Source organism: Pseudomonas sp. LjRoot71 (assembly GCF_964253255.1).
Taxonomy (GTDB): Bacteria; Pseudomonadota; Gammaproteobacteria; order Pseudomonadales; family Pseudomonadaceae; genus Aquipseudomonas.
The window spans coordinates 1,015,410-1,036,616 of record NZ_CAXURA020000001.1 but is presented as its reverse complement, the minus strand read 5'-3'; the positions used below and the strand labels follow the sequence as shown (position 1 = coordinate 1,036,616).

Genomic DNA, 21,207 nt, shown 5'->3' with positions numbered 1-21,207 from the left:
GCAAACAAAAAAGGCCGCTCGATTGAGCGGCCTTTTGCGTTGCAGCGCAGCAGTTACACGAGTGCTTCACCGACATGCAGCAGCTTCATGGTGTTGGTGCCGCCAATGGTGTGATAGCTGTCGCCCTTGGTCAGTATCACCCAGTCACCGGCCTGCACTACGCCGCGCTTGAGCAGTTCGTCCACTGCCGCCTGGCTGACTTCGCCCGGTTGCAGTGCCGCCGCGTCGAACGGCACGGTGTAGACGCCACGGAACATGGCCGCACGAGCCTGGGTTTCGCGGTGTGGAGAAAAGGCAAAGATGGGTACCGAAGAACGGATGCGCGACATGATCAGCGGTGTGTAGCCACTCTCGGTCAGCGCGATGATGGCTTTCACCCCGGGGAAGTGGTTGGCCGTGTACATGGCCGCCAGGGCGATGCTTTCGTCGCAGCGCTCGAACTCCGTGCCCATGCGGTGACTGGACTTCTTGCTGGTTGGGTGCTTTTCCGCGCCCAGGCAGATGCGCGCCATGGCTTGCACCGCTTCCAGCGGGTAGGCGCCGGCAGCGCTTTCCGCCGAGAGCATCACCGCATCGGTGTAGTCGAGCACGGCGTTGGCCACGTCGGAGACTTCCGCGCGGGTCGGCATCGGATTCTGGATCATCGACTCCATCATCTGTGTCGCGGTGATCACCGCCTTGTTGTGGCGGCGCGCGTGCAGAATGATTTTCTTCTGGATGCCCACCAGCTCGGCATCGCCGATCTCCACACCCAGGTCGCCACGAGCGACCATCACCGCGTCGCTGGCGCGGATTAGGCCATCGAGGGTTTCGTCGTCAGCCACTGCTTCGGCGCGTTCGATCTTAGCGACCAGCCAGGCAGTGCCGCCGGCTTCATCGCGCAGTTGGCGCGCATATTCCATGTCTGCGGCATCACGCGGGAAGGACACCGCCAGGTAATCCAGCTCCATTTCGGCCGCCAGTTTGATGTCGGCCTTGTCCTTCTCGGTCAGGGCTGGCGCGGTCAGGCCACCGCCACGGCGATTGATGCCCTTGTGGTCAGACAGCGGGCCGCCGATCAGCACCTCGCAGTGCAGCGCATCAGCGGTGGCTTCCACCACGCGCATGACCACACGACCGTCGTCGAGCAGCAGCTCGTCACCGACACCGCAGTCCTTGACCAGATCCGGGTAGTCGATGCCGACGATGGTCTGGCTGCCGGCAGTCAGCGGGTGGCTGGTGGAGAAGGTGAAGCGATCACCGACCTGCAGCTCAATGCGCTTGTCGGCAAATTTGGCGATACGGATTTTCGGGCCTTGCAGGTCGCCGAGCAGGGCCACGTGGCGGCCGTGCTTGGCGGCCAGTTCGCGCACCAGCTTGGCGCGAGCCTTGTGCTCGTCGGGCGAGCCATGGGAGAAGTTCAGGCGGGCGACATCCAGGCCGGCGATAATCAGTTGTTCGAGTACGGCGGGGCTGTTACTGGATGGGCCGAGGGTGGCGACGATTTTGGTGCGGCGGAAGGTCATGCACAGACTCCTGAGTGGCAGCTGAGCGCGAGGCTACTATGCCGCAACCCTGTAGTCATTGTTCCTTTGCACTACCTTGCCAGGCGCTAGCCGCGGTTGAGCGCCTGATCCAGGTGACGGGCGGCCTTGTTGTTCAGGTCGCTGGCCGGGTATTGCACCAGCAGGCGGCGCAGGTAGGTGATGGCCTTGTCACGGTTGGCTTGTGGGTTATCCGGAGCCAGGTACATCAGGCCGAGCTGGTACAGGGCCTTTTCCTTGATGTCAGCGGGGATGCCGGGGTCGCTCAAGGCCAACAGGTACAGCTCTTCGGCTTCGCCGACGCGGTTTTTCAGCACGGCACGGCGCGACAGCAGGGTCATGTCCGTGTCGAGGCTGGGCTTGTACAGGTCGAGTTGCTGATTAGGCTTCCAGTGCGCGAGCAGTTCGCGTGAAGTCTTGTGTACTGGCTCGTCTGCACGCTCGCGGATCATCACGATACGCGCCTCGGCCCGTTCGACGGCGCGGCTGGCAGGGAACTGGTTGAGTACCTGGTAGAAGTAGTTGAGCGCTTTGTTGTCGTCACGTTGTTCGTTGAAGCGGTTCATATACAGCAGGCCGATCTGGTACAGCGAGATGGCGCGCACTTCGTCGCTGAGCTTCTCGTCGCGGTAGCCGGTGAGGTACAGCTGTTCGGCCTGCTCGCTTTTTGCATCGCGGATGGCCTGGGCACTGTAGGTCAGCAGGTCGCCTTCATCCTCGATGGCGGCGAGCATGCGGTTGTTTTTCAGGGTTTTGTATTCGACCACTTCGTTGGTGGTGATCTGCGCGATAAACAGCGGTGTGGTGGGTGAGCAGGCGCTCAACAAAGCGGTACACAGCAGCACTAGCAGGCGAGAGAAAGACGACATGACAGCTCCTGGGCGCAATGGCCGTTGCGCGCCAGTCTAGTCAGGCGTGTGGGCGGCGGCCAAGTGGCTGGCGGCATTACCCATCAGAGGATATGTTGCTGCAGAATTTTCCCCAGCAGTCGATACACTGCTCATCGGAGGAGAGGCTTATGCGAGTACTTATTTTTTTACTGCTGACGCTGAGCGTGGCAGGGTGTAGCCGGCACAGTCTGGACAGGCATTTGAACAATGCCTACGAGGCTTATGACCGTGGCGAATGTGAGGAGGCGATCCTTTCGCTGTCCAGGGCAGAGCGCAGCAGTCGCTCGCGCAGCTATATGCAGCCGGAAATCTCGCTGCTGCGCGGTCAGTGTCTGGAGCGCCAGGCGCTGTTCGTCGATGCCATGCAGACCTATCAGTTCATTGCCACCCATTACCCGGCCAGCGAGTACGCTTACCGTGCCCGCGCGCGCATGGATACCCTGCGTCAACTGGGGCATGAGGGTGTCGATGCGGCGGTCAAGGTCACCCCGGTCAAGCCCTAACCGCTGGTCGTCACAGGCCATAAAAGGCTCTACTCGGCAGTAAGCTGAGGTTTTACGGGAGGGAATCCATGCGCGTTTTGTTGTGCCTGTTGTTATTGCCGGGGTTGGCGGCTGCGGAAATCTATCGCTGGACCGATGCCAATGGCCAGGTGCATTTCGGCCAGCGTCCAGCGGCAGCTGGGGCCGAGAAGGTCGAGGTCAAGCCGCAGGTGGTCGAGCGTGACCAACTGACCCGCGAGCGCGAAGAACGCACTAATCGTTTCTATGACGCGCGCCGCGAGGAGCAGGCGCAGGCTTCGGCGGTGGCTGCGGAAAACCAGGCCAAACGTGCCGAGGAGTGTCGCGAGCTACGCAGACAACTGGCCTCGATCCCCGAAGGGCGCAGCTATTACCGTACCGAAGCGGATGGCCAGCGCAGCTTTTACAGCGACGAGCAGGTCGATACCGCTCGTCAGCAACTGCAGAACCGAGTGTCTGAACGCTGTTCCTGAAACTGGTTTAAGCACAGTAGTGGGGCCATACTCAATGGCCATCTATAGCGATTTGCCACTATGCCCAAGCATATCCAGCGCAGCATCGAACGCCATCAGTTGCCCTACTACCTGAAGGTGTTCAATCGCATCACCGATAAGCCCATGGGCTATATCGGTAACGTCTCCTTGGACGGTCTGATGCTGATCAGCCAGCTGCCCCTGCTGGTGGGCGCGCGCTTTGACATGCGCCTGAAGATTCCCGCGCACGATGCGCCGCATTACATCGATTTTTCCGCCACCTGTCAGTGGTGCCGTGAGGATGTAACGCCGGGCTGCTTCGACTCGGGGTTCGCCCTGGTGGCACCGCCAGCGGACTATGTGGAGATGGTCGATGCGCTGCGCCATTACTTCAGCTTCCGGCCGATGGCGGCGTCGGCCTAAGCCCGCCACCATTGATCGGCCATAAAAAAACCGCCCTGAGAGGCGGTTTTTTTATGGCCAGGCGGATTAGGCGCTGACGGTTTCCTCCAGCTGCAACAGCGCATCGGAGCGCGACTGCACTTCGCGGTAACGCTCGGCATCCTTGGCCAGAACAGCGCCTTGGGCCGGGAAGATTTCGTTCAGTTTGCGGCTCCACTGCTCAGTCTTGAGCTGTTCACCGAAGCAGCGCTGGATCAGGTCGAGCATGATCGACACGGTCACCGAGGCGCCTGGCGAGGCACCCAGCAGGGCAGCAATCGAGCCGTCCTGGGCCGCCACCAGTTCGGTACCGAACTGCAGGATGCCACCGTTTTTCGCGTCTTTCTTGATGATCTGCACGCGTTGACCGGCGATTTCCAGCCTCCAGTCCTCAGCCTTGGCCAGCGGATAGAAACCGCGCAGGGTTTCCAGGCGCTGGGCTTCGGATTGCAGCACTTCCTTGACCAGGTAGCGGGTCAGGTCGAAGTTGTCGCGCGCCACTGCCAGCATCGGGCCGATGTTGTTGAAGCGGATCGACAGCGGCAGGTCAAGGAACGAACCGCGCTTGAGGAACTTGGTGGTGAAGCCGGCGTATGGGCCGAACAGCAGCGAGGTCTTGCCGTCTACCACGCGGGTATCCAGGTGCGGCACGGACATGGGCGGCGAGCCCACGGCTGCCTGACTGTAAACCTTGGCCTGGTGCTGCTTGACCACCTCTGGGTTGTCGCAGCGCAGCCACTGGCCGCTGACCGGGAAGCCGCCAAAGCCTTTGCCTTCCGGAATGCCGGACATCTGCAGCAGCGGCAGCGCCGCGCCACCGGCGCCGAGGAAGACGAACTTGGCCTGGATTTCACGGCTGTTGCCGCTCTGCAGGTCCTTGACGCTGACCAGCCAGCCTTGGCCGCTGCGCTTGAGGCCAACCACTTTCTGCTTGCAGGTAACCTTGGCGTCGGCCTGTTGGCCGAGGTGCGCGAGCAGGCTCTTGGTCAGGTTGCCGAAGTTGACGTCGGTACCAGCCATGACGCGGGTCGCGGCGATCGGCTCGTGCGCATCGCGCCCCGGCATCATCAGAGGCATCCACTCGGCCAGCGTGGCGCGGTCTTCGGTGTATTCCATGTCTGCAAAGGCATGGTGTGCGGTCAGCGCGTTGAAGCGCTTCCTCAGGTAATCAATACCTTTTTGGCCGCGCACGAAGCTCAGGTGAGGCACCGGGTTGATAAACGATTTGGGTGAACCGAAGCGGCCTTTCTCGACCAGGTAGGCCCAGAACTGCTTGGACTCTTCGAACTGGGTATTGATGGTCACCGACTTCTTGATGTCGATCGAACCGTCCGCCGATTCCGGCGTGTAGTTCAGCTCGCACAGGCCAGCGTGGCCGGTGCCTGCGTTGTTCCAGGGGTTGGAGCTTTCAACCGCCCCGGCTTCCATCATCTCGAGCACTTCCAGCTTGATCGCCGGGTCGAGTTCTTTCAGCAGCACGGCCAAGGTCGCACTCATGATGCCGGCACCCACCAGCACCACATCCACTGTTTCGTAATCGTTCTGCGCCATTACCACTTCTCCGCAAACCAGCACTCAAAAGACGTTAGTTAGCTTGTGTGAACACAGCCGATCAGCAGTCGCCGAGACGCTTAGGGTTGAGGGAAGCAGGCTTCTGGATGCAGATGCCAACCGCGAGATCGTTCATTTTCGCCACACTCTTGTGAAGTTTTCCAAACCGTTCTTTTCACGCTCTTTTGGAGTCGTGAACCTCAAAACACGTCTGCTGGGCGCGCTTCTCAACGACATAGAGCAGCCATGCAGGGATGCAGGTGCTTTACGTGGGAGTAAGCAGCAGCCGGAGGCAGCGCGAAGTGGGCGACTCTCTGGGGCAGAGCTGGTGCATCAAGCATCAGCGATACGGCAAGGCCCGAACAGGAGGCGTCCTTATAGTCGGGGCGCGATTATAAGGGCAAAGCAGGAAAATTGATCGCCTGGTGTGACTTTTCTTCTTCCGCCGGTCAGGCCGCCAGCGTTTGTTGCAGGGGCAGGCAGGGCGTGACCTGGGCGACTCGCGCCCCGGCAGGCAGCGGTCGATTGAGCCAATTCAGGCAGCTGTGTTGCACTTCGATCCAGCCAAAGCCTTGTGGTGTCTGGGCTGACTGGCGCAGGGCGCGGCAGATGCCTCGAGCGTCGAGCAGGGCAAACGAGCGCATCGGACGGCGTGGAGCAAGCAGGTTGCGTAGCGAAAACATGGCAATGATCCAGCTGCGAGGAAGACTAAAGTCTTATGCCCGAACTGCATGACAGGGACGTTACGGGAACCTGTTATTAACCTGGCAAATAAATAGGGCATATCGGATAATCTGTCTCCATGAAAACAGATGCCCGCAAACTCAGCCCCCAAGAACAGCGTGAAAAGCGCGCCACGGCCCTGCGCATGCGTGAGCAGGGTTACACCTACAAGGCTATTGGCGAAGCGGTTGGTGTTCACCCCCGCACCATCGCTCACTGGGCGCAGGTCGCAGAACACAAAGGCGAAAAGGCTGCCATTGCCGGCGGCCAGCGCGGTGTGCGCCAGGGTGATCGCCGCAGTTTGAGCCCCAGCCAGGAAGTGCTGGTGCGCACCTTGATGACCGATAAGATGCCCGACCAACTCAAGCTCGGCTTTGCACTCTGGACGCGTGATGCCGTGCGAGAACTGATCCGCCAGCGCTGTGGTTTTCTCATGCCGGTTCGAACGGTTGGTGAATACCTCAAGCGTTGGGGCTACACCCCGCAGCGACCACTGCATCGGGCTTATCAGCAGAAACCTGAAGTGGTTCAGCGCTGGCTGGATAATGAATATCCACGCATCGCACAGCGGGCCAAGGCCGAGAATGGTGAGATTCAGTGGGGCGACGAAACCGGTATGCGCAGTGACAGCCAGGCTGGCCGCAGCTACGCCCCTATTGGCGAAACGCCAGTGCGCCAGGTCAGCGGCAGTCGCTTTTCCACCAACATGATTTCCACTGTGACCAATCGGGGCAAACTGCGCTTCATGCTGTATCGGGAAACGCTGACAGCCCCAGTGCTGATTCGCTTCCTGGGTCGCCTGATTCGCGATGCGCAGGGCCGCAAAGTGTTCTTGATTCTCGACAACCTGCGCGTACACCACAGCAAAAAGGTGAGCGCCTGGGTCGCCGACCGCAAAGAGCAAATCGAACTGTTCTTCTTGCCGGCATACGCCCCGGAGTTGAATCCTGACGAGTATTTGAATTGTGATTTGAAACATCAGGTCCGTACGGGCTTGCCAGCGCGTAATCAGGACGAACTGGAAGGGCGTGTTCGCTCGGTCATGAGACGATTGCAATTACACCCCCAAAGAATCCGTTCTTATTTCCGGCATCCACGTATCGCCTACGCGGCATGATTTGGTGTATTTGATTGCCGGGTTAATAGCAGGTTATGCGTCCTAGTACGCATGACTGTCAGGCACCTGGCGCGCTGGTTATACTGCGCGTCACTTCTGCCCCTTACTGTATGGAGAGTTGAGCATGCTGCATCGTCTGCTGTTTGGTCTGGTGGCTGTTGCCAGCCTTACTCTGGTGGGTTGCGCCCACAGCCCGCAACAACTCAGCCCGCAACCCAAACTCAATAGTCCGTTGACGGCGGTTGGCCAGGGTCAGCCTGTGGTGGTGCGTGTGGCAGATGGGCGTCCGTCCCCGGTGCTGGGCACCCGTGGCGGTCTGTACCCGGAAACCAGCGCCATCAGTGTGACCGGCCAGGACATCCTGCCCAAGTTACAAGCACAGGCAGAAGCCGCTGTTCGCCTGCTTGGCTTCACCCCAAGTGCCAACGCCTACAACGCACCGCAGCTGACTTTGACCCTGGCTGATCTGAAATATCAGTCACCGAAAGAAGGTCTGTACGTGACCGAGGCCGACATGACCGCGACCTTCCGGGTTGATGTGCAGAACAGCAGCCGCCGTTACAGCGGTCGTTATGGCGCGTCGCTGAATCAGCGTTTTGGCATGGCACCGAACCAGGCAACCAACACCAAACTGGTTAGCGACGTGTTGAGCGACGCCCTGACCCGTGCCTTCAAGGACCCGACCATCGGCCAGATGCTCGCCCAGTAAAGTCGATTGAGTTTGATGAAAAAGCCCGGACTGTTCCGGGCTTTTTCGTATCTGGGTTGTGCCGTTCCTGGTTTCAGGCCGCTTCGCTGTAGAACTCCGGCAGGCTCATGCCGGTGCGCGTATCGACATCGGGTAGGGCGTAATGCTCATGGCCGCCCATGGCGCAATACACCAGCCAGTGGTCGTCCTGCACGTTGAAAGACAGGCCATCGATTACAGCGTCTACATCGTCCAGTGAATCGATCAGGTAGTCGCGGTCTTGCGGATGGGCATGCAGCATGCGGTTTTCCTCCATGATTGCTCGGGTCTGGCCCCGGTTTGCGGGTGCAGTGCGGGAACTCGTGTTAGACCATAGAGCATGCAGATGACAGTGTTTAGACCGTCTGGTCATAGCGGCTTCGCTTCGTCGGAATCGATCCGCGAGCGCTGCATCCTTCTGTAGACTCCGCCGCCGTATCTGGCTGCCCGCCGCTTGTGTGGGCGTAGTGCGGGGTGTGCGGCGCAGCTGGCATGCCCTCAAAGAACCTTGAGATCGAGAATGTCTGTGCAAACACTCTGGTGGCTGATCGAGGCGCAGCCTGGCTTGTGGCTGAATGGTTTGGCGCTGTTTGTCGCCCTGGCGGGAAGCTGGTTGCTGCTGGCTACGCGCCTGCGTGAGCAGCGTGCGGTGGCGCGTCTGCTGGCGGGCAATCAGCTGAATGAAATGACGCAGCAGGCCTATGCCCTAGATGAGCCTACAGAGCGCCTGAACCGCTTCTTCTACCGCTTTGCGGCGGTTTGTCTGGTGGCGGCGTTGTGCCTGTCCTGGGCCAGTACCCGCTTGTAAGTGCACGGCAGGTCATAAAAAACGGCAGCCAGTGGCTGCCGTTTTTTATGCGGGGTAGTCAGCTCAGAGCGGCAGGCCTGCCTTGATCCGATACTGGTTACGCACCGGGTTGGCGTATTGCAGGATCAGGTAGGGCTGCTGCTCAAGCGGGCAGTTGTCCAGGCGGCGCTGCCACTCGGTTTGAGCCGCACGCAGCTCCTCGGCAGGGAACAGTTCCGCAGCACTCGGCACCGCCAGCGCCGGGTCGCGTTCGGCCCACATGGCGTAGGCCAGGTAATGCACGGGGAATAACCGATAACCACTGAGAATCTGCCGGTCCATTTCGACGGCCAGCAGTTTGCTGTCGTCCAGGCCCTGACTGACCGGCGCGGCGAAGTGCACATGCACACGGCCTTTGTAGCCGGTAATGCCGAGCGCGATGCTCTGGTCGTCTTCGCCAGCGGCCTTGGTGTAGCTGCCGCTGCTGGCACGGATAAACAACTCGCGGGCCTTGGCCTGATCACAAGGATCGTATTCGTAGCTGATCGACACCGGCGTCAGGCGCAGCGCGTTGATCACATCGGCGAAGGCTTCGTCCTTGCGGCTCATGTGGAACATCTTGAGGATCGCTGAATCGGTGCGGTCATCACCATCCTTGGCGCGGCCTTCAGCCTGGGCGATCCAGATTGATTCGCCATCATGGCGGATCGAATGATTGATATAGGCCGACAACAGTTGGTAAGCCGTCAGCTTCTCGCGCCGGCCGCTGATTGAACGGTGCACGATAAAGCTTTTGTTCAGGCGCATCAGGTCGCTGACGAAAGGCTTCTGCAGCAGGTTGTCGCCGATGGCGATGCGCGGCGTTGGCAGGCCCGCGTGGTACACGGCGTAGTTGACGAAGGCCGGGTCCATGACGATGTCGCGGTGGTTGGCGAGAAACAGGTAGGCCTGGCCCGCTTGCAGGTGTTCGATGCCGGAGTAAGTCACCCCATCCGTGGCCCGCTCGATGGTGCGGTCGACATAACTCTCGATGCGCGTCTGCAATTGCGCCACCGACGCCACGTCACGGAACTCAAGACGCAGGCGATAGGCTATAAGTGGTTTAAGCAGCCAACCCAAGGGTGCCGCCAGGCGCGGGAAGCGGAACTGGGTGAGGATGTCGAGAAACGCATCGTCCGCCAGCAGTCGCGCCAGAACGGCAGGGACTTCGGCGTCGGCGTAAGGTCGGATGGCATCGAATTCGCCCATCATGCTCTCTTGTGGTGGTTGGCTGTTGAAGTACTCACTGCTGGGCTCGCGGGTTCAGCCAAGGCTGTGGCGCGACTGCAGGGCCAGCTATAGACCGGCGATTATACGCCCAAGTCACAAGGAGACTGCGATGCTGGAAAGCCAGGACTATCAGTGCCCTTATTGCGGCGAGCAGGTGGAGGCGTTGCTTGATCTGTCTGCGGGTGATCAGCAGTACATCGAGGATTGTCCGGTGTGCTGCCGGCCCATTGTGTTTTCGCTGCAGACCGACGGCGAGGACTGGAACCTGGATGTGCGCGGGGAGAATGATTGATGCAGCGCATTTATGAGCCGCAGGACCTGATGGAGGGCGAGTTGCTGCTGGGCATGCTGGCCAGCGAAGGGATCGATGCCTATCTGACAGGGCAGCATCTGGCCGGCGCGGTGGGAGAGTTGCCGGCGTGCGGCCTGCTTGGGCTGATGGTGGAGGACGCACAGGCGCGCAGCGCACAACAGCTGATCGCCGCGTACAATGCTGCGCTGCCGCTACCTGGCGATGAGCCCGAAAGTATCCAGGGCACGCTGCTCTGCTGAGGCCTGCCCGCTGAATTCACTGCCTTTTTGTCTTTGCCATCGAGTTGCCCATGTGTGGACGCTTTGCCCTGTTTCGCTGGACGCCTGCCTTTGCGGCTACTCCCGGTTTTCCCACTGACCAGTTGCCACATTGGAGTATCTCGCCCAATAGCCAGGTGCTGCTGCTGCGCACTGTCGAGGGTGAGCGCCAGTTGGCGCGCGCGCGCTGGGGGCTGACGCCGCCTTGGTTGACGGATCTGACCAAGACTCCAGCCCAGGCGCGGGCTGAAACCCTGGCCGAGCAGCCGATGTTTCGTGAGGCGTTTCGTCTGCGTCGTGGCCTGTTGCCGGCCAATGGGTTTTACGAGTGGCGAGGGGCGGCGCGCAAGCGGCCGTATTGGCTAAGCGGTGACGGGGTGCCGTTGCTGCACTTTGCTGCGTTGTGGGAGGCGTATCCGGTTGAGGGACATGTCTACCTCAGTGTGGCGGTGGTGACTCAGGCGGCGGCCAGCCAGCGTCGGCCGTTGATTCTCAGCGAGGCGGCGCAAGCTGCCTGGCTGGACTCGGATACCTCACCAACAGACTTGCAGGCGTTGCTAGGCAGCCCGCAGCCACAGTTACGCGAGCGGGTGCTGGCTAATCTGGTCAACGATCCCAAACTGGATGCGCCGGAGTGCCTGACGCAGGCCTGAATTGAACTGGGCGATGGAAAAAGGGCAGGCTGCCGCGCAGCCTGCCCTTTTTCTTGCCGCCAGGATCAGACCTTGAACTGGTTGATCAGGCGACGCTGCTGCTCGGCCAGTTTGGTCAGTTCGGCACTCGCCTGGCTGGCTTCATCAGCACCGCCGGCCACTTCATTGGCCACCTGGCCGATATTGGTGACGTTGCGGTTGATGTCTTCGGCTACGGCACTTTGCTCCTCGGCGGCGCTGGCGATCTGCGTGTTCATGTCGTTGATCACCGAGACCGCTTGGGTGATCGACTCCAGCGCGGCGGCGGCCTGGCTGGCCTGCTGCACGCTGACCTCGGTCTTGCTCTGGCTGTCCTCCATCACCTTGACCACATCGCGGGTGCCCTGTTGCAGCTGCTGGATCATGGTCTGGATTTCTTCGGTGGCTTGCTGGGTTTTCTGCGCCAGGTTGCGTACCTCGTCGGCCACCACGGCAAAGCCACGGCCTTGCTCGCCAGCGCGGGCGGCTTCGATGGCGGCGTTGAGGGCGAGCAGGTTGGTCTGTTCGGCAATGCCGCGGATGGCCACCAGAATGGCGTTGATGTTTTCGCTGTCCTTGGCCAGCGTCTGCACCACGGTCACGGCCCGGCCGATTTCCTGGGCCAGGGCAGCGATCGCATCGGCGGTATGCTGCACCGTCTGCTTGCCCTGGTTGGCAGCACGGTCCGCGTGGTTGGCGGCCTCGGCGGCATGGGTGGCATTGCGCGCCACATCTTGGGCGGTGGCGGTCATTTCATGCACGGCAGTGGCGACTAGTTCGATCTCCGCCATCTGCTTCTGCACGCCCTGGTTGGTGCGGATGGCGATATCGGCGGTGTGCTCTGAGGAGTCGCTGACCTTCTGTACCGAGGTGACCACCTGGCTGATCATGGCCTGCAGCTTGCTCAGGAAGGTGTTGAAGCCGAGGGCGATCAAACCCAGTTCGTCCGCGCGGTCGGTGCTCAGGCGGCGGGTCAGGTCGCCTTCGCCCTGGGCGATGTCATCGAGCATTGCCACCATCTGTTTCAACGGACGGGCGATGCCGTAGCCGACAAACCACACCACCAGCAGACCAATCACTGCAATCAGCAGACCGACCAGAGCCATGCCAAAGGTGTCTGCCTCGCCCTGTGCGCGCAGGTCGGCCTGCATGCTGTGCAGGTCGGCCATGACGGTCGTGACGGGCAGCGACAGCATCAGCACCCAGCGCGCATCGGTGTTGCCGATGTTGAAGCTGAGGAACAGTTCGATGTGGTTCTTAGCGGGGTCGTCCTGCTCGTCGATGTTGTAGGTGGCCTGACCGGCCTTTAGGGCTTGCAGGTTAGCCATTTCATTGGCATCGAGCAGTTCGGTAGCCGGCTTGCCGAGTTTGTCCGGGGCCTGGGTCGAAGCCACCAGGCGGCCGTTGTTGGCGATCAGGGCCATTTCGCCAGCGCCGTCGTACAGCTGGTTGTTGGCCTTGAGCAGCAGTTCCTGAATGAAGTTCACCGCCAGGTCAGCCCCGGCAATGCCACGGAATTCGCCGTTGACCAGAATGGGCGAGGTGAAGGAGGCGAGCATGATCATCTTGCCGCCGACGTCATAGGGCGCGGGATCGATCACGCAGGGGCGTTTGCGTTCTTTCGGGCAGAGGTAATATTCGCCTTCGCGTACCCCAGTGGGCAGCAGGGTTTCACTTTCCAGAGAGCCGAGCGAATCAATTCCCAGGCTACCGTCGGCATTGCGGAACCACCAGGGAATGAAGCGTCCGGTACCGTCGTAGCCATTGTCCTTGGGACCGGCGTAGACATCGTCGTTGCCGTCGAAGGCATTTGGCTCCCAGCCGATGTAACTGCCCAGCAGTTTGGGGTTCTGCGCGGTGGTTTCGTGTACCAGATTGGCCAGCTCTTCCCGGCTGGCGGACAGCAGGGGGCTGCCATTGCTGTCCTGCATGCCCAGCAAGGCATTGACCCGTGCCAGGTCGGCGGTGATCTGCAGGGGGGACTCCAACTCGCGCTGGATCTCCAATACCTGCGCTTGGGCCAGGGCCGTCAGGCGTTGTTCAATTACTTGTTCAAGCAAGCCCTGGGTGCGTTCCTGCACCAGTACCTGGCTTCGGTTGCTGGCAAACAGGGCGTACAGCACCAGCGCGACGACCACGGCGAGGACGCTCGCGCCGGCCAGTGCGGCAACGGAAAACTGGATGGACTTGAGCTTCATGGGTACTCCGGCAAGAGGTATGTGCCTATCCCAGGCTATCGGCAGGTTTGGCTGAAATCCTTAATCACCTTGTGCTGATAAAAGATGGCCTCTGCTCATTCTGCAAGTTCGGTGGTTGCCCGGCCGGGAGGGGCGGCCTAGCATACGAGCCTTGTTCACCAGGAGATTCAGCATGAAACAGTTGTTGCCATTACCCGCGTTGGTCGCGGCCTTGCTGCTGGCAGGATGCCAGGCTGTGAATACCACCAGTGGCGGTGCCGTGGGCGTCGAGCGCAAGCAGTACATGTTCAGCATGCTGTCGACCCAAGAGGTCAACCAGATGTATGCGCAGTCCTATCAGCAGACGCTGAGCGAAGCATCGGGTCAGGGCGCGCTGGATAAGACCAGTAATAATGCCAAGCGCCTGCGCACCATTGCCGACCGTCTGATCAAGCAGGCTCCGTTGTTCCGCCCGGATTCGGCGCAGTGGCAGTGGGAGGTCAACCTGATCAAGAGCCCCGAGCTGAACGCCAACTGTGGTCCAGGCGGCAAGATCATTTTCTACAGCGGGATCATCGAAAAGCTGAAACTGACCGATGACGAGATCGCCGCGATCATGGGCCACGAAATGGCTCACGCGCTGCGCGAGCACGGCCGTGAGGCGATGTCCAAGGCTTACGGTATCGAACTGACCAAACAGGGCGCTGGTGCCTTGCTCGGTCTGGGTGCCGATACCATGGCTCTGGCGGATGCGGCGGTGCAGTACGGCATGACCCTGCCGAACAGCCGTGGCAATGAAAACGAGGCCGATCTGATTGGTCTGGAACTGGCCGCCCGCGGTGGTTACAACCCCAATGCCGCCGTCAGCCTGTGGCAGAAGATGGCCGCCGCCAGTGAAGGCGCGCCGCCGGAGTTCATGAGCACGCACCCATCCTCCAGCAGCCGGATCGCGGCGTTGCAGGCGGCGATTCCCAAGGTCATGCCGCTGTATGAGCAGGCGCGTTAAGGCGCACTCAGCAAAAAGCCCCCGTCTGGGGGCTTTTTCTTGTGTGCCATTTGCGCGCTAGGGCAATGCCTTGGCGGCAAAGGGTTGGGTGGCCAGGCCGAGTTGCGCGCGGAAACTCTCCATGTCGAACATGGTGCAGATTTCCTTGATCTCGTTGCTCGGTGTTAGCGTCCAGAACGCCATTGCGGAAATGCTCAGCACTTTGTCACTCGGCGGATAGCCCAAGGCGGGTTTCTGGATGGTGCCGATCAGGGTGCTCCAGGTCACCACTTTATCGCCCTCGGCGATGCACTCCTCGACCACCACTTGCAGGTCAGGCATAGCATGGCGGATGTCCTGCACCATCTGGGCAAAGGCAGCGCTGGACAGTGGTCGGCCGATAAATGAGCTTTTGTAGAGAAAGTCCGGGCTGTGCATGTGCTCGGCGAGCGCAGTGCGGCCCTTGTTCCACGACAGTTCGATATGGTGGCGAACCAGTTTTTTCCGATCATCCAGTGACATGCATGTCTCCCTGACGGCTGAGTGGGCAGGATGTTGCGCACTTTACAGCCGTCTGGAAGCCGGAGTATTGGCCGAAACGCCAGTGACCTGGCGTCAAATCGATGTCAAATAAAGCCGCTGAATTTCAGCGCCTGATACCCCGCGTACAGCGCCAATGCTGCAAAGGCGCAGGCAGCCAGGCGGCGAATCAGGGTCAGTGGCAAGCGTTCGGCAGCAAAGTTACCCGCCAGTACCACGGGTACGTTGGCGATCAGCATGCCCAGCGTGGTGCCGATGACCACCAAAATGAAGTGCGGGTACTGCGCGGCGAGCATCACCGTGGCCACCTGGGTTTTGTCGCCCATTTCCGCCAGGAAGAAGGCAATCAGCGTGGTCAGGAATGGGCCATAGCGCTTGAAGCTGGAGCTTTCGTCGTCATCCAGTTTGTCGGGAATCAGGGTCCACAGGGCCACGGCGACAAAGCTGGCGGCGAGGATCCAGCTCAAGGTGGCAGGGGAGAAGAAGCTGGCAACCCAGTTACCGATCGCACCGGCGGCAAAGTGGTTGGCCAGGGTCGCGACGACGATGCCCCAGATGATTGGCCAGGGTTTGCGAAAGCGCGCAGCCAGCAGCAAGGCCAGCAGTTGGGTCTTGTCGCCAATTTCGGCGAGGGCAACGATAAAGGTTGGGACAAACAGGGATTCGAGCATCAGGCTTCCTACAGGGGCGGGTCAACATGATCGCTATGACACGTACAGCCTCCCCGCCCCGGGTAAGGTGTGCGTGTCATAGGTCTTGTCAAACCGCAGGCCTCATCAGAATGGGCCTTGGGTCGCACGCGCCATGCTCTGCGGAGCAAGTGTGTTGACGCGTGCCGGGCGAGCTGGCGCTCGCGGGAGACTACTCCCCTAGGACGCGCGCATTCTGCCCGCGCATCGGCAATAGGGCAAGCGCCGTTTAGCTTTTGTTGGCGCGGTAGATGCGAAAGCCCTTGGCGTCGATCAGCGTGTGGCAGGTACCCAGGTGCTGTTCGATCAGCGGTGGGTATTTAAGAAAACTGTTGGCAACCAGGCGTAACTCACCTTGCTTGGCCAAGTGCCGGGCCGCTTGGCGCAGCAGGTGCTCGGTGGCCTGGTAATGGGTGTGCACGCCCTGGTGAAACGGCGGGTTGCTGAGGATGGCGCTCAGTCCAGTGGGCGCTGCGTCGATACCGTCGCCACTGATGACCTCGGCCTCAAGGCCGTTAGCGGCCAGGGTCAGACGGCTGCTCTCGACGGCGAAGGCATCGACATCCAACAGGGTGATCTGGCTATCCGGGTAGCGGCGTTTCAGCGCCGCACCGAGTACACCCGCGCCGCAACCGAAATCCAGAATATGCCCGCTGGGTAAGCCATCGAGGTGTTCGAGGAGCAGGGCGCTGCCGACATCCAGACGGCCGTGGCTGAATACGCCGGGCAGGCTGAGCACGCTGAGTGGGCCGTCGGCCAGTTGCAGCTCATAGCGTTGGGCCAGGCTGTGCAGATTCGGCGCGGCGGGGGCGTGCTCAACGCGTACCTGCCAAAGTTGGCAGTGGCGTGCGCTGTCGAGCTTACGCGCCTGGCCGAATGCTGCCAGCTGTTTGGCCGCGCGTTCAATACCCGCACGTTTTTCGCCGACTAGAAACAGTTCGCGGCCATTCAGGCGCGCAGCCAGGGCATTGAGCAGGTACTCCGTCAGTTCGCGGGATTTCGGCAGGAACAGTACAGCGCTGTGGAACTCGCGCTCTGCAGGCTGGGTACCAAGGTGGCAGCGCTGTGTGAAGCGTGCGGCGAGCAGCGCATGCTCGCCGGCGTGCCAACTCCAGCCGTGGGCGTCAGGGAAGTGGCTGAGCAGGTCATCGGCCGGTAAACCGGCAAGCAGCAGCGGGCCGTTGAACAGTTCGGCCTGACGCAGCAGTACTTCACTTCGCGGGTCCATAAGCGCTCCTTGAAAAAAGTCGCGTAGCTTAGCCGACAACGCGCATGGGCGTGCCGTTGAAGAAGGCCAGAGCATTTTCACTCAGTTGGCCGACGATGCGTTGCCGCGCCTCACGGCTGCCCCAGGCGCTGTGCGGGGTAATGATCAGGCGTGGAATGTCGTTCGCGAGCAGGACGTTGCCGTCTTTCGGCGGCTCCTGGGTCAGTACATCGGTTGCCGCACCGCCCAGGTGGCCTGCACGCAGTGCGTCAGCCAGGGCCTGTTCGTTGATCAGGCCGCCGCGCGCGGTGTTGATCAGAAAGGCCGTGGGCTTCATCAGGTTGAGTTCGCGGGCGTCGATCATATTCAGGGTGTCGTTGTTCAGCGGGCAATGCAGGGTCAGTGCATCGACCTGAGGCAGCAGTTCATCCAGTGGCAGGCGGTCGGCACGTGCAGGGCGGCCGGGTAGTTGACCGAGCAATACCCGCATGCCAAAGGCCTCGGCTAGTTTTGCGACCGCGCCACCCAGTTCGCCGTGGCCGAGCAGGCCGAGGGTTTTACCGTGCAGCTCGATGATTGGATGATCGAGCAGACAGAACTGCTGCGCCTGTTGCCAATGGCCGGCGCGCACGTCCCGTTGGTAATCGGGTAGGCGGGTGGCCAGGGCCAATAGCAGCATCAGCGTGTGTTGCGCCACCGAGGGCGTGCCATAACCCTGGCAATTGCACACACTGACGCCATGGGCGCGGGCAGCCGCCAGATCAATCGGGTTGGTGCCGGTGGCCGCCACCAGCACCAGCTTTAGTTCTGGGCAGGCAGCGAACACCTTGGCCTCCAGCGGCACCTTGTTGCTGATCGCCACCTGTGCGCCCTGCAGGCGTTCGATGGTTTGGCTTGCATTGCTGTGCGGGTACAGCTGCAAGTCGCTAAAACAGGCGCTGAGGCTGGATAAATCAAGGTCGCCCAGGTCGAGCGAGCGGTGGTCGAGAAAGACCGCGTGGTGACTGTTACTCATCAGCTGTATCTATCCTGCGGGTTTTGGCGGGGAGTAAGGTGGCGAGCCTAGCAGAATCATTTCGACGTCGCGGAGCCGCCTTATGTACTGGACCGAGTTTTTAGCTGTGGCCCTGATTCACTTGTTGGCGGTGGCCAGCCCAGGCCCGGACTTCGCGATTGTGGTGCGCGAGAGCGTGACCCATGGTCGGCGGGCCGGGGTTTTCAGTGCGATCGGCGTGGGCTGCGGCATCTTTATCCATGTGGCGTATTCACTGCTGGGGATTGGCCTGATCGTGTCGCAGTCGATTGTGCTGTTCAATGCGCTGAAATGGCTGGCGGCAGGCTATCTGCTGTATATCGGCATTCGTGCATTGCGTGCCAAGCCGGCGGCGCCCAGTGAGGCAGCGTTGAGTCTGGAGGTAGCGGGGCGCTCACCGCGTGCGGCGTTTGTCGCGGGGTTTGTAACCAACGGCCTGAACCCCAAAGCCACGCTGTTCTTCCTGTCGCTGTTTACTGTGGTGATCAATCCGCATACGCCGTTGCCGGTGCAAGCAGGCTATGGCATCTACCTCGCGGTAGCGACGGCGCTGTGGTTCTGCATGGTCGCCCAGCTGTTTAGCCATCAGCGGGTGCGTGCCGGTTTTGCAAGGCTGGGCCACTGGTTTGATCGCCTGATGGGCGCAGTGCTGGTAGGGCTTGGAGTGAAACTGGCTTTCAGCGAGTTGCGCTAGGCCTGCTGCCTGCCACGAAAAAGCCCCGCGTTTGCGGGGCTTTTCGTTTAATCGGTGGGCTTACTCGTCTTTGCCTTTGCTGCGCATGGCGCGCTGCACTTCGCGGTCGGCGTCGCGCTCTTTCTCGGTATGGCGCTTGTCGAAATCCTTCTTGCCCTTGGCCAGGGCGATTTCGCACTTGATCAGGTGTGCCTTCCAGTACAGCGACGTGGCCACGCAGGTGTAGCCTTTCTGCTGTACGGAGCCGAACAGCTTATCCAGCTCGCGCTTGTTCAGCAGCAGCTTACGGGTGCGGGTTGGGTCCGCAATCACGTGGGTGCTGGCGGTTTTCAGGGGCGTGATGTGGCAACCCATCAGCCAGGCTTCGCCGTCCTTGAGCAGCACGTAGCTGTCGACCAGCTGAGCCTTGCCGGCGCGCAGACTTTTCACTTCCCAGCCGGACAGAACCAAGCCGGCCTCGAACCTGGATTCGACGAAGTAGTCGTGCATCGCCTTCTTGTTTTGCGCGATGGTGCCTTGCGGATGTTTCTTTTGTTTAGCCATAGGGCGCGCATTATAGGGAGTCACTGACGCGGGCGCTATGTGTGCGATACGGCAACACGGCCGCTGTTACAGCGAAAACGGTTCTGCGTTGCATTGCTGGGTATAATTGCCGCGCTGATGACGCAGCGTATCAAGTGCCTGGTCAGTGGCTGATTCGTATGGCCGTGCCTTTCGGGTGGCGGTTTCCATGGCAGTGCCAATGGCCTGCAGACGGTTAAGTGAAGTGATTGCGTTATGAGTACCCATATTCAGCGTTCGGCGCTGCTGCCTTATCCGGCCCAGGCGTTGTTTGATCTGGTCAATGACGTGGCCAGCTACCCGCAGTTCCTCCCCTGGTGTTCGGCCAGTGAAGTGCTGGATGTCAGCGCAACCCATATGCGCGCCAGCCTGGCGGTGGCCAAGGGCGGTTTGAGTCAGCGCTTCGTCACAGCCAATACCCTAGTGCCAGGGGAGTTGATCAAGCTGAACCTGGTCGAAGGGCCGTTTACCCAGCTATATGGCCAGTGGGAGTTCAAGGCGCTGGGTGACAAGGCCTGCAAGATCAGTCTGGATCTGACGTTCGACTACGCCGGGCCGCTGGTGCGGGCGACGCTGGGGCCTTTGTTCAATCAGGCCACCAATACGCTGGTGGATGCCTTCTGCCAACGGGCCAAGCAACTCTATGGATAAGCCGAACATTGTGGTTGAAGTGGTTTATGCCCTGGCTGACAAGCAGAAACTGCTGCGCCTGAGCCTGCCGCACGGTACCACGGTGCGTCAGGCCGCCTTGCAGTCCGGTATGCAAGCGCATTTCCCCGAACTGGATGTGGATGTGCAGAACAGCCCGCTTGGCATCTTTGGCAAAGTCGTCAGCAAGCCGGATGAGCGGATGCTGGAAGACGGTGAGCGGGTGGAAATCTACCGACCGCTGATCGCTGATCCAAAAGAGGTGCGCAAACAGCGCGCAGCCAAAGCGGCACAAGCCAGAGCTGAGGGCGGCGGAAACTGAGTGCTGAACAGGTCACCCTGAAACGAAAAAGCCCGGACACGTCCGGGCTTTTTATATGAGCGAATATTACTGCGGTGTGCTTTCCAGGGGTTCTGGTACAGGCACTGGAACCACTTTTACATCGTCCACTTCGCGTTGAATCTGCTCAAGCAGTGAGCCAGGTGCTGGCTTCTCTTCGGCTTTTGGCTGTTGGGTCGTCTGTGGAGTGGTGACGCCGCTGTCTTCACCGAGAATCGCCTGATCACGGCTGACGCCCGGCATAAAGTCACCGGATAGGCCTACCAGTTGGTCGTCGGCGTTGAAGTTGACGCTGACGCGCTCTTGCAGACGTTGACCGCCGCCGGGCTGGATGCTGTAGAGATAGTCCCAACGATTGGCGTGGAAGGTGTCAGTCAGCAGTGGGTTACCCATGATAAACCGCACTTGTTTGCGGGTCATTCCTGGGCGCAACTGGTCTATCATGTCCTGCGTCACGACATTGCCCTGTTGAATGTCGATTTTATAAACCCCGGGGAATGAACAACCGGCGAGTGCGAGTAGCCCCGTGAGGGTGAGGCTGGTCAGCAGGAGCTTGGTTTTTTGCATCGGAGGGTGACTTCCACTATCTTGGCTGGGCAACATAAACCCGGATCATACCCGCAATAAGGGAAGCTGCGAAGCCGCTTCCGCGAGAAAGCAGACCATGGTTGAAAATAGCGAACTACGCAAGGCTGGCCTGAAAGTGACCCTGCCACGGGTCAAGATTCTGCAAATGCTCGACTCGGCCGGTCAGCGCCATATGAGTGCAGAAGACGTTTACAAATCCCTGATGGAGGCGGGCGACGATGTTGGCCTGGCCACTGTTTACCGTGTACTGACTCAGTTCGAAGCCGCGGGTCTGGTGGTGCGCCACAACTTCGATGGCGGTCACGCAGTATTTGAACTGGCTGACAGCGGGCACCACGACCATATGGTATGCGTCGACTCGGGTGAGGTGATCGAGTTCTTTGATCCCGAGATCGAGAGACGTCAGAAAGAAATCGTCAAAGAGCACGGTTTTGAGCTGGTCGATCACAATCTGGTGCTGTACGTACGCAAGAAAAGCTGAT

27 protein-coding genes, 1 pseudogene and 1 riboswitch are annotated in these 21,207 nt (G+C 60.5%); of the genes and pseudogenes, 14 read left to right on the top strand and 14 right to left on the bottom strand.

From position 1 onward, the window contains the following. Positions 1-53: 53 nt before the first annotated feature. Together pyk and ACSQ17_RS04950 are read right to left on the bottom strand one after the other, a co-directional pair. Positions 54-1,505: a pyruvate kinase gene (gene pyk, locus ACSQ17_RS04955; protein ID WP_233686518.1), complete on the bottom strand. Its 1,452-nt coding sequence runs from the start codon at positions 1,503-1,505 to the stop codon at positions 54-56. A gap of 86 nt (positions 1,506-1,591) precedes the next feature. Beyond that, positions 1,592-2,392 carry a tetratricopeptide repeat protein gene (locus tag ACSQ17_RS04950; RefSeq protein ID WP_436067821.1) on the bottom strand — a complete coding sequence of 267 codons (801 nt, stop codon included), beginning with the start codon at positions 2,390-2,392 and terminating at the stop codon, positions 1,592-1,594. A 149-nt stretch (positions 2,393-2,541) separates the two neighbouring features. On the opposite strand from ACSQ17_RS04950, the gene ACSQ17_RS04945 reads away from it, so the two are divergent. The 3 genes from ACSQ17_RS04945 to ACSQ17_RS04935 all read left to right on the top strand — a co-directional run bounded on the left by ACSQ17_RS04945 (position 2,542) and on the right by ACSQ17_RS04935 (position 3,830). Further along, the gene (locus ACSQ17_RS04945; protein WP_436067820.1) at positions 2,542-2,916 is read left to right on the top strand and encodes a tetratricopeptide repeat protein; all 375 of its coding nucleotides are present in this window, start codon (positions 2,542-2,544) and stop codon (positions 2,914-2,916) included. Between the two features lie 68 nt (positions 2,917-2,984). After that, positions 2,985-3,407 carry a DUF4124 domain-containing protein gene (locus tag ACSQ17_RS04940; RefSeq protein ID WP_436067819.1) on the top strand — a complete coding sequence of 141 codons (423 nt, stop codon included), beginning with the start codon at positions 2,985-2,987 and terminating at the stop codon, positions 3,405-3,407. Positions 3,408-3,467: 60 nt separating this feature from the next. Beyond that, positions 3,468-3,830, top strand: coding sequence for a PilZ domain-containing protein (locus tag ACSQ17_RS04935; protein ID WP_436067818.1), 363 nt, complete (start codon positions 3,468-3,470; stop codon positions 3,828-3,830). A 66-nt stretch (positions 3,831-3,896) separates the two neighbouring features. Here the strand turns inward: ACSQ17_RS04935 and mqo are convergent, their stop codons facing one another. Both mqo and ACSQ17_RS04925 read right to left on the bottom strand, forming a co-directional pair. Next, a complete protein-coding gene (gene mqo, locus ACSQ17_RS04930) occupies positions 3,897-5,399 on the bottom strand; it encodes a malate dehydrogenase (quinone) (RefSeq protein ID WP_436067817.1) in 1,503 nt (500 codons plus the stop codon). Positions 5,400-5,848: 449 nt separating this feature from the next. After that, a complete protein-coding gene (locus tag ACSQ17_RS04925) occupies positions 5,849-6,082 on the bottom strand; it encodes a hypothetical protein (protein WP_436067816.1) in 234 nt (77 codons plus the stop codon). A 119-nt stretch (positions 6,083-6,201) separates the two neighbouring features. Between ACSQ17_RS04925 and ACSQ17_RS04920 the strand changes: the two genes are divergently transcribed. Together ACSQ17_RS04920 and ACSQ17_RS04915 are read left to right on the top strand one after the other, a co-directional pair. Then, positions 6,202-7,239, top strand: a complete 1,038-nt coding sequence (locus ACSQ17_RS04920) for an IS630 family transposase (RefSeq protein ID WP_126624845.1) — start codon at positions 6,202-6,204, stop codon at positions 7,237-7,239. A 124-nt stretch (positions 7,240-7,363) separates the two neighbouring features. Beyond that, complete coding sequence (locus tag ACSQ17_RS04915) at positions 7,364-7,948, top strand: YajG family lipoprotein (protein WP_233686511.1); 585 nt, start codon at positions 7,364-7,366, stop codon at positions 7,946-7,948. 73 nt (positions 7,949-8,021) lie between these two features. Here the strand turns inward: ACSQ17_RS04915 and ACSQ17_RS04910 are convergent, their stop codons facing one another. Further along, complete coding sequence (locus ACSQ17_RS04910) at positions 8,022-8,228, bottom strand: hypothetical protein (RefSeq protein WP_233686510.1); 207 nt, start codon at positions 8,226-8,228, stop codon at positions 8,022-8,024. 258 nt (positions 8,229-8,486) lie between these two features. Here ACSQ17_RS04910 and ACSQ17_RS04905 point away from each other — a divergent pair, with 258 nt between their 5' ends. Beyond that, on the top strand, positions 8,487-8,774 hold the full coding sequence (locus ACSQ17_RS04905) for a hypothetical protein (RefSeq protein ID WP_436067815.1): 288 nt from the start codon (positions 8,487-8,489) through the stop codon (positions 8,772-8,774). 63 nt (positions 8,775-8,837) lie between these two features. Here the strand turns inward: ACSQ17_RS04905 and ACSQ17_RS04900 are convergent, their stop codons facing one another. Continuing rightward, entirely contained in the window at positions 8,838-10,004 is a 1,167-nt protein-coding gene (locus tag ACSQ17_RS04900; protein WP_436067814.1) for a 1-acyl-sn-glycerol-3-phosphate acyltransferase, read from the bottom strand. 127 nt (positions 10,005-10,131) lie between these two features. On the opposite strand from ACSQ17_RS04900, the gene ACSQ17_RS04895 reads away from it, so the two are divergent. Genes ACSQ17_RS04895 through ACSQ17_RS04885 form a run of 3 tightly spaced genes read left to right on the top strand, consistent with a single transcriptional unit; the run spans position 10,132 to position 11,245 of the window. Further along, entirely contained in the window at positions 10,132-10,314 is a 183-nt protein-coding gene (locus ACSQ17_RS04895; protein ID WP_436067813.1) for a CPXCG motif-containing cysteine-rich protein, read from the top strand. Then, on the top strand, positions 10,314-10,574 hold the full coding sequence (locus tag ACSQ17_RS04890; protein ID WP_436067812.1) for a putative signal transducing protein: 261 nt from the start codon (positions 10,314-10,316) through the stop codon (positions 10,572-10,574). The genes ACSQ17_RS04895 and ACSQ17_RS04890 overlap by 1 nt, the downstream gene beginning before the upstream one ends. A gap of 50 nt (positions 10,575-10,624) precedes the next feature. Further along, entirely contained in the window at positions 10,625-11,245 is a 621-nt protein-coding gene (locus ACSQ17_RS04885) for an SOS response-associated peptidase (RefSeq protein WP_436067811.1), read from the top strand. A 65-nt stretch (positions 11,246-11,310) separates the two neighbouring features. On the opposite strand, the gene ACSQ17_RS04880 is transcribed toward ACSQ17_RS04885, so the two are convergent. Both ACSQ17_RS04880 and ACSQ17_RS04875 read right to left on the bottom strand, forming a co-directional pair. Continuing rightward, complete coding sequence (locus tag ACSQ17_RS04880; protein WP_436070430.1) at positions 11,311-12,054, bottom strand: methyl-accepting chemotaxis protein; 744 nt, start codon at positions 12,052-12,054, stop codon at positions 11,311-11,313. Positions 12,055-12,165: 111 nt separating this feature from the next. Next, positions 12,166-12,369: pseudogene (locus ACSQ17_RS04875) on the bottom strand (HAMP domain-containing protein); the annotation flags it as partial. Between the two features lie 1,264 nt (positions 12,370-13,633). On the opposite strand from ACSQ17_RS04875, the gene ACSQ17_RS04870 reads away from it, so the two are divergent. Then, positions 13,634-14,446, top strand: a complete 813-nt coding sequence (locus ACSQ17_RS04870; protein ID WP_436067810.1) for a M48 family metallopeptidase — start codon at positions 13,634-13,636, stop codon at positions 14,444-14,446. 57 nt (positions 14,447-14,503) lie between these two features. Here ACSQ17_RS04870 and ACSQ17_RS04865 read toward each other — a convergent pair whose 3' ends face one another. From ACSQ17_RS04865 to ACSQ17_RS04850, 4 genes are all read right to left on the bottom strand, one after another. Further along, positions 14,504-14,947 (bottom strand): ester cyclase, encoded by a 444-nt coding sequence (locus ACSQ17_RS04865; RefSeq protein ID WP_422910125.1) that lies wholly within the window; start codon positions 14,945-14,947, stop codon positions 14,504-14,506. Between the two features lie 104 nt (positions 14,948-15,051). Next, positions 15,052-15,636 carry a TMEM165/GDT1 family protein gene (locus ACSQ17_RS04860; RefSeq protein WP_436067809.1) on the bottom strand — a complete coding sequence of 195 codons (585 nt, stop codon included), beginning with the start codon at positions 15,634-15,636 and terminating at the stop codon, positions 15,052-15,054. A gap of 23 nt (positions 15,637-15,659) precedes the next feature. After that, positions 15,660-15,847: riboswitch (yybP-ykoY riboswitch) on the bottom strand. A gap of 36 nt (positions 15,848-15,883) precedes the next feature. After that, positions 15,884-16,882 carry a methyltransferase gene (locus ACSQ17_RS04855; RefSeq protein WP_436067808.1) on the bottom strand — a complete coding sequence of 333 codons (999 nt, stop codon included), beginning with the start codon at positions 16,880-16,882 and terminating at the stop codon, positions 15,884-15,886. Positions 16,883-16,910: 28 nt separating this feature from the next. Further along, a complete protein-coding gene (locus tag ACSQ17_RS04850; protein WP_436067807.1) occupies positions 16,911-17,876 on the bottom strand; it encodes a 2-hydroxyacid dehydrogenase in 966 nt (321 codons plus the stop codon). A gap of 82 nt (positions 17,877-17,958) precedes the next feature. Here ACSQ17_RS04850 and ACSQ17_RS04845 point away from each other — a divergent pair, with 82 nt between their 5' ends. Continuing rightward, a complete protein-coding gene (locus ACSQ17_RS04845) occupies positions 17,959-18,588 on the top strand; it encodes a LysE family transporter (protein WP_436067806.1) in 630 nt (209 codons plus the stop codon). Between the two features lie 60 nt (positions 18,589-18,648). On the opposite strand, the gene smpB is transcribed toward ACSQ17_RS04845, so the two are convergent. Beyond that, positions 18,649-19,131 carry an SsrA-binding protein SmpB gene (gene smpB / locus ACSQ17_RS04840; RefSeq protein ID WP_436067805.1) on the bottom strand — a complete coding sequence of 161 codons (483 nt, stop codon included), beginning with the start codon at positions 19,129-19,131 and terminating at the stop codon, positions 18,649-18,651. A 234-nt stretch (positions 19,132-19,365) separates the two neighbouring features. Between smpB and ACSQ17_RS04835 the strand changes: the two genes are divergently transcribed. Beyond that, complete coding sequence (locus tag ACSQ17_RS04835) at positions 19,366-19,800, top strand: type II toxin-antitoxin system RatA family toxin (RefSeq protein WP_436067804.1); 435 nt, start codon at positions 19,366-19,368, stop codon at positions 19,798-19,800. Next, the gene (locus ACSQ17_RS04830; protein ID WP_436067803.1) at positions 19,793-20,119 is read left to right on the top strand and encodes an RnfH family protein; all 327 of its coding nucleotides are present in this window, start codon (positions 19,793-19,795) and stop codon (positions 20,117-20,119) included. The genes ACSQ17_RS04835 and ACSQ17_RS04830 overlap by 8 nt, the downstream gene beginning before the upstream one ends. Before the next feature lie 66 nt (positions 20,120-20,185). Here ACSQ17_RS04830 and ACSQ17_RS04825 read toward each other — a convergent pair whose 3' ends face one another. Next, positions 20,186-20,704, bottom strand: a complete 519-nt coding sequence (locus tag ACSQ17_RS04825; protein ID WP_233686429.1) for an outer membrane protein assembly factor BamE — start codon at positions 20,702-20,704, stop codon at positions 20,186-20,188. 97 nt (positions 20,705-20,801) lie between these two features. Between ACSQ17_RS04825 and fur the strand changes: the two genes are divergently transcribed. Continuing rightward, complete coding sequence (gene fur / locus ACSQ17_RS04820) at positions 20,802-21,206, top strand: ferric iron uptake transcriptional regulator (RefSeq protein WP_233686430.1); 405 nt, start codon at positions 20,802-20,804, stop codon at positions 21,204-21,206. Position 21,207 lies beyond the last annotated feature (1 nt).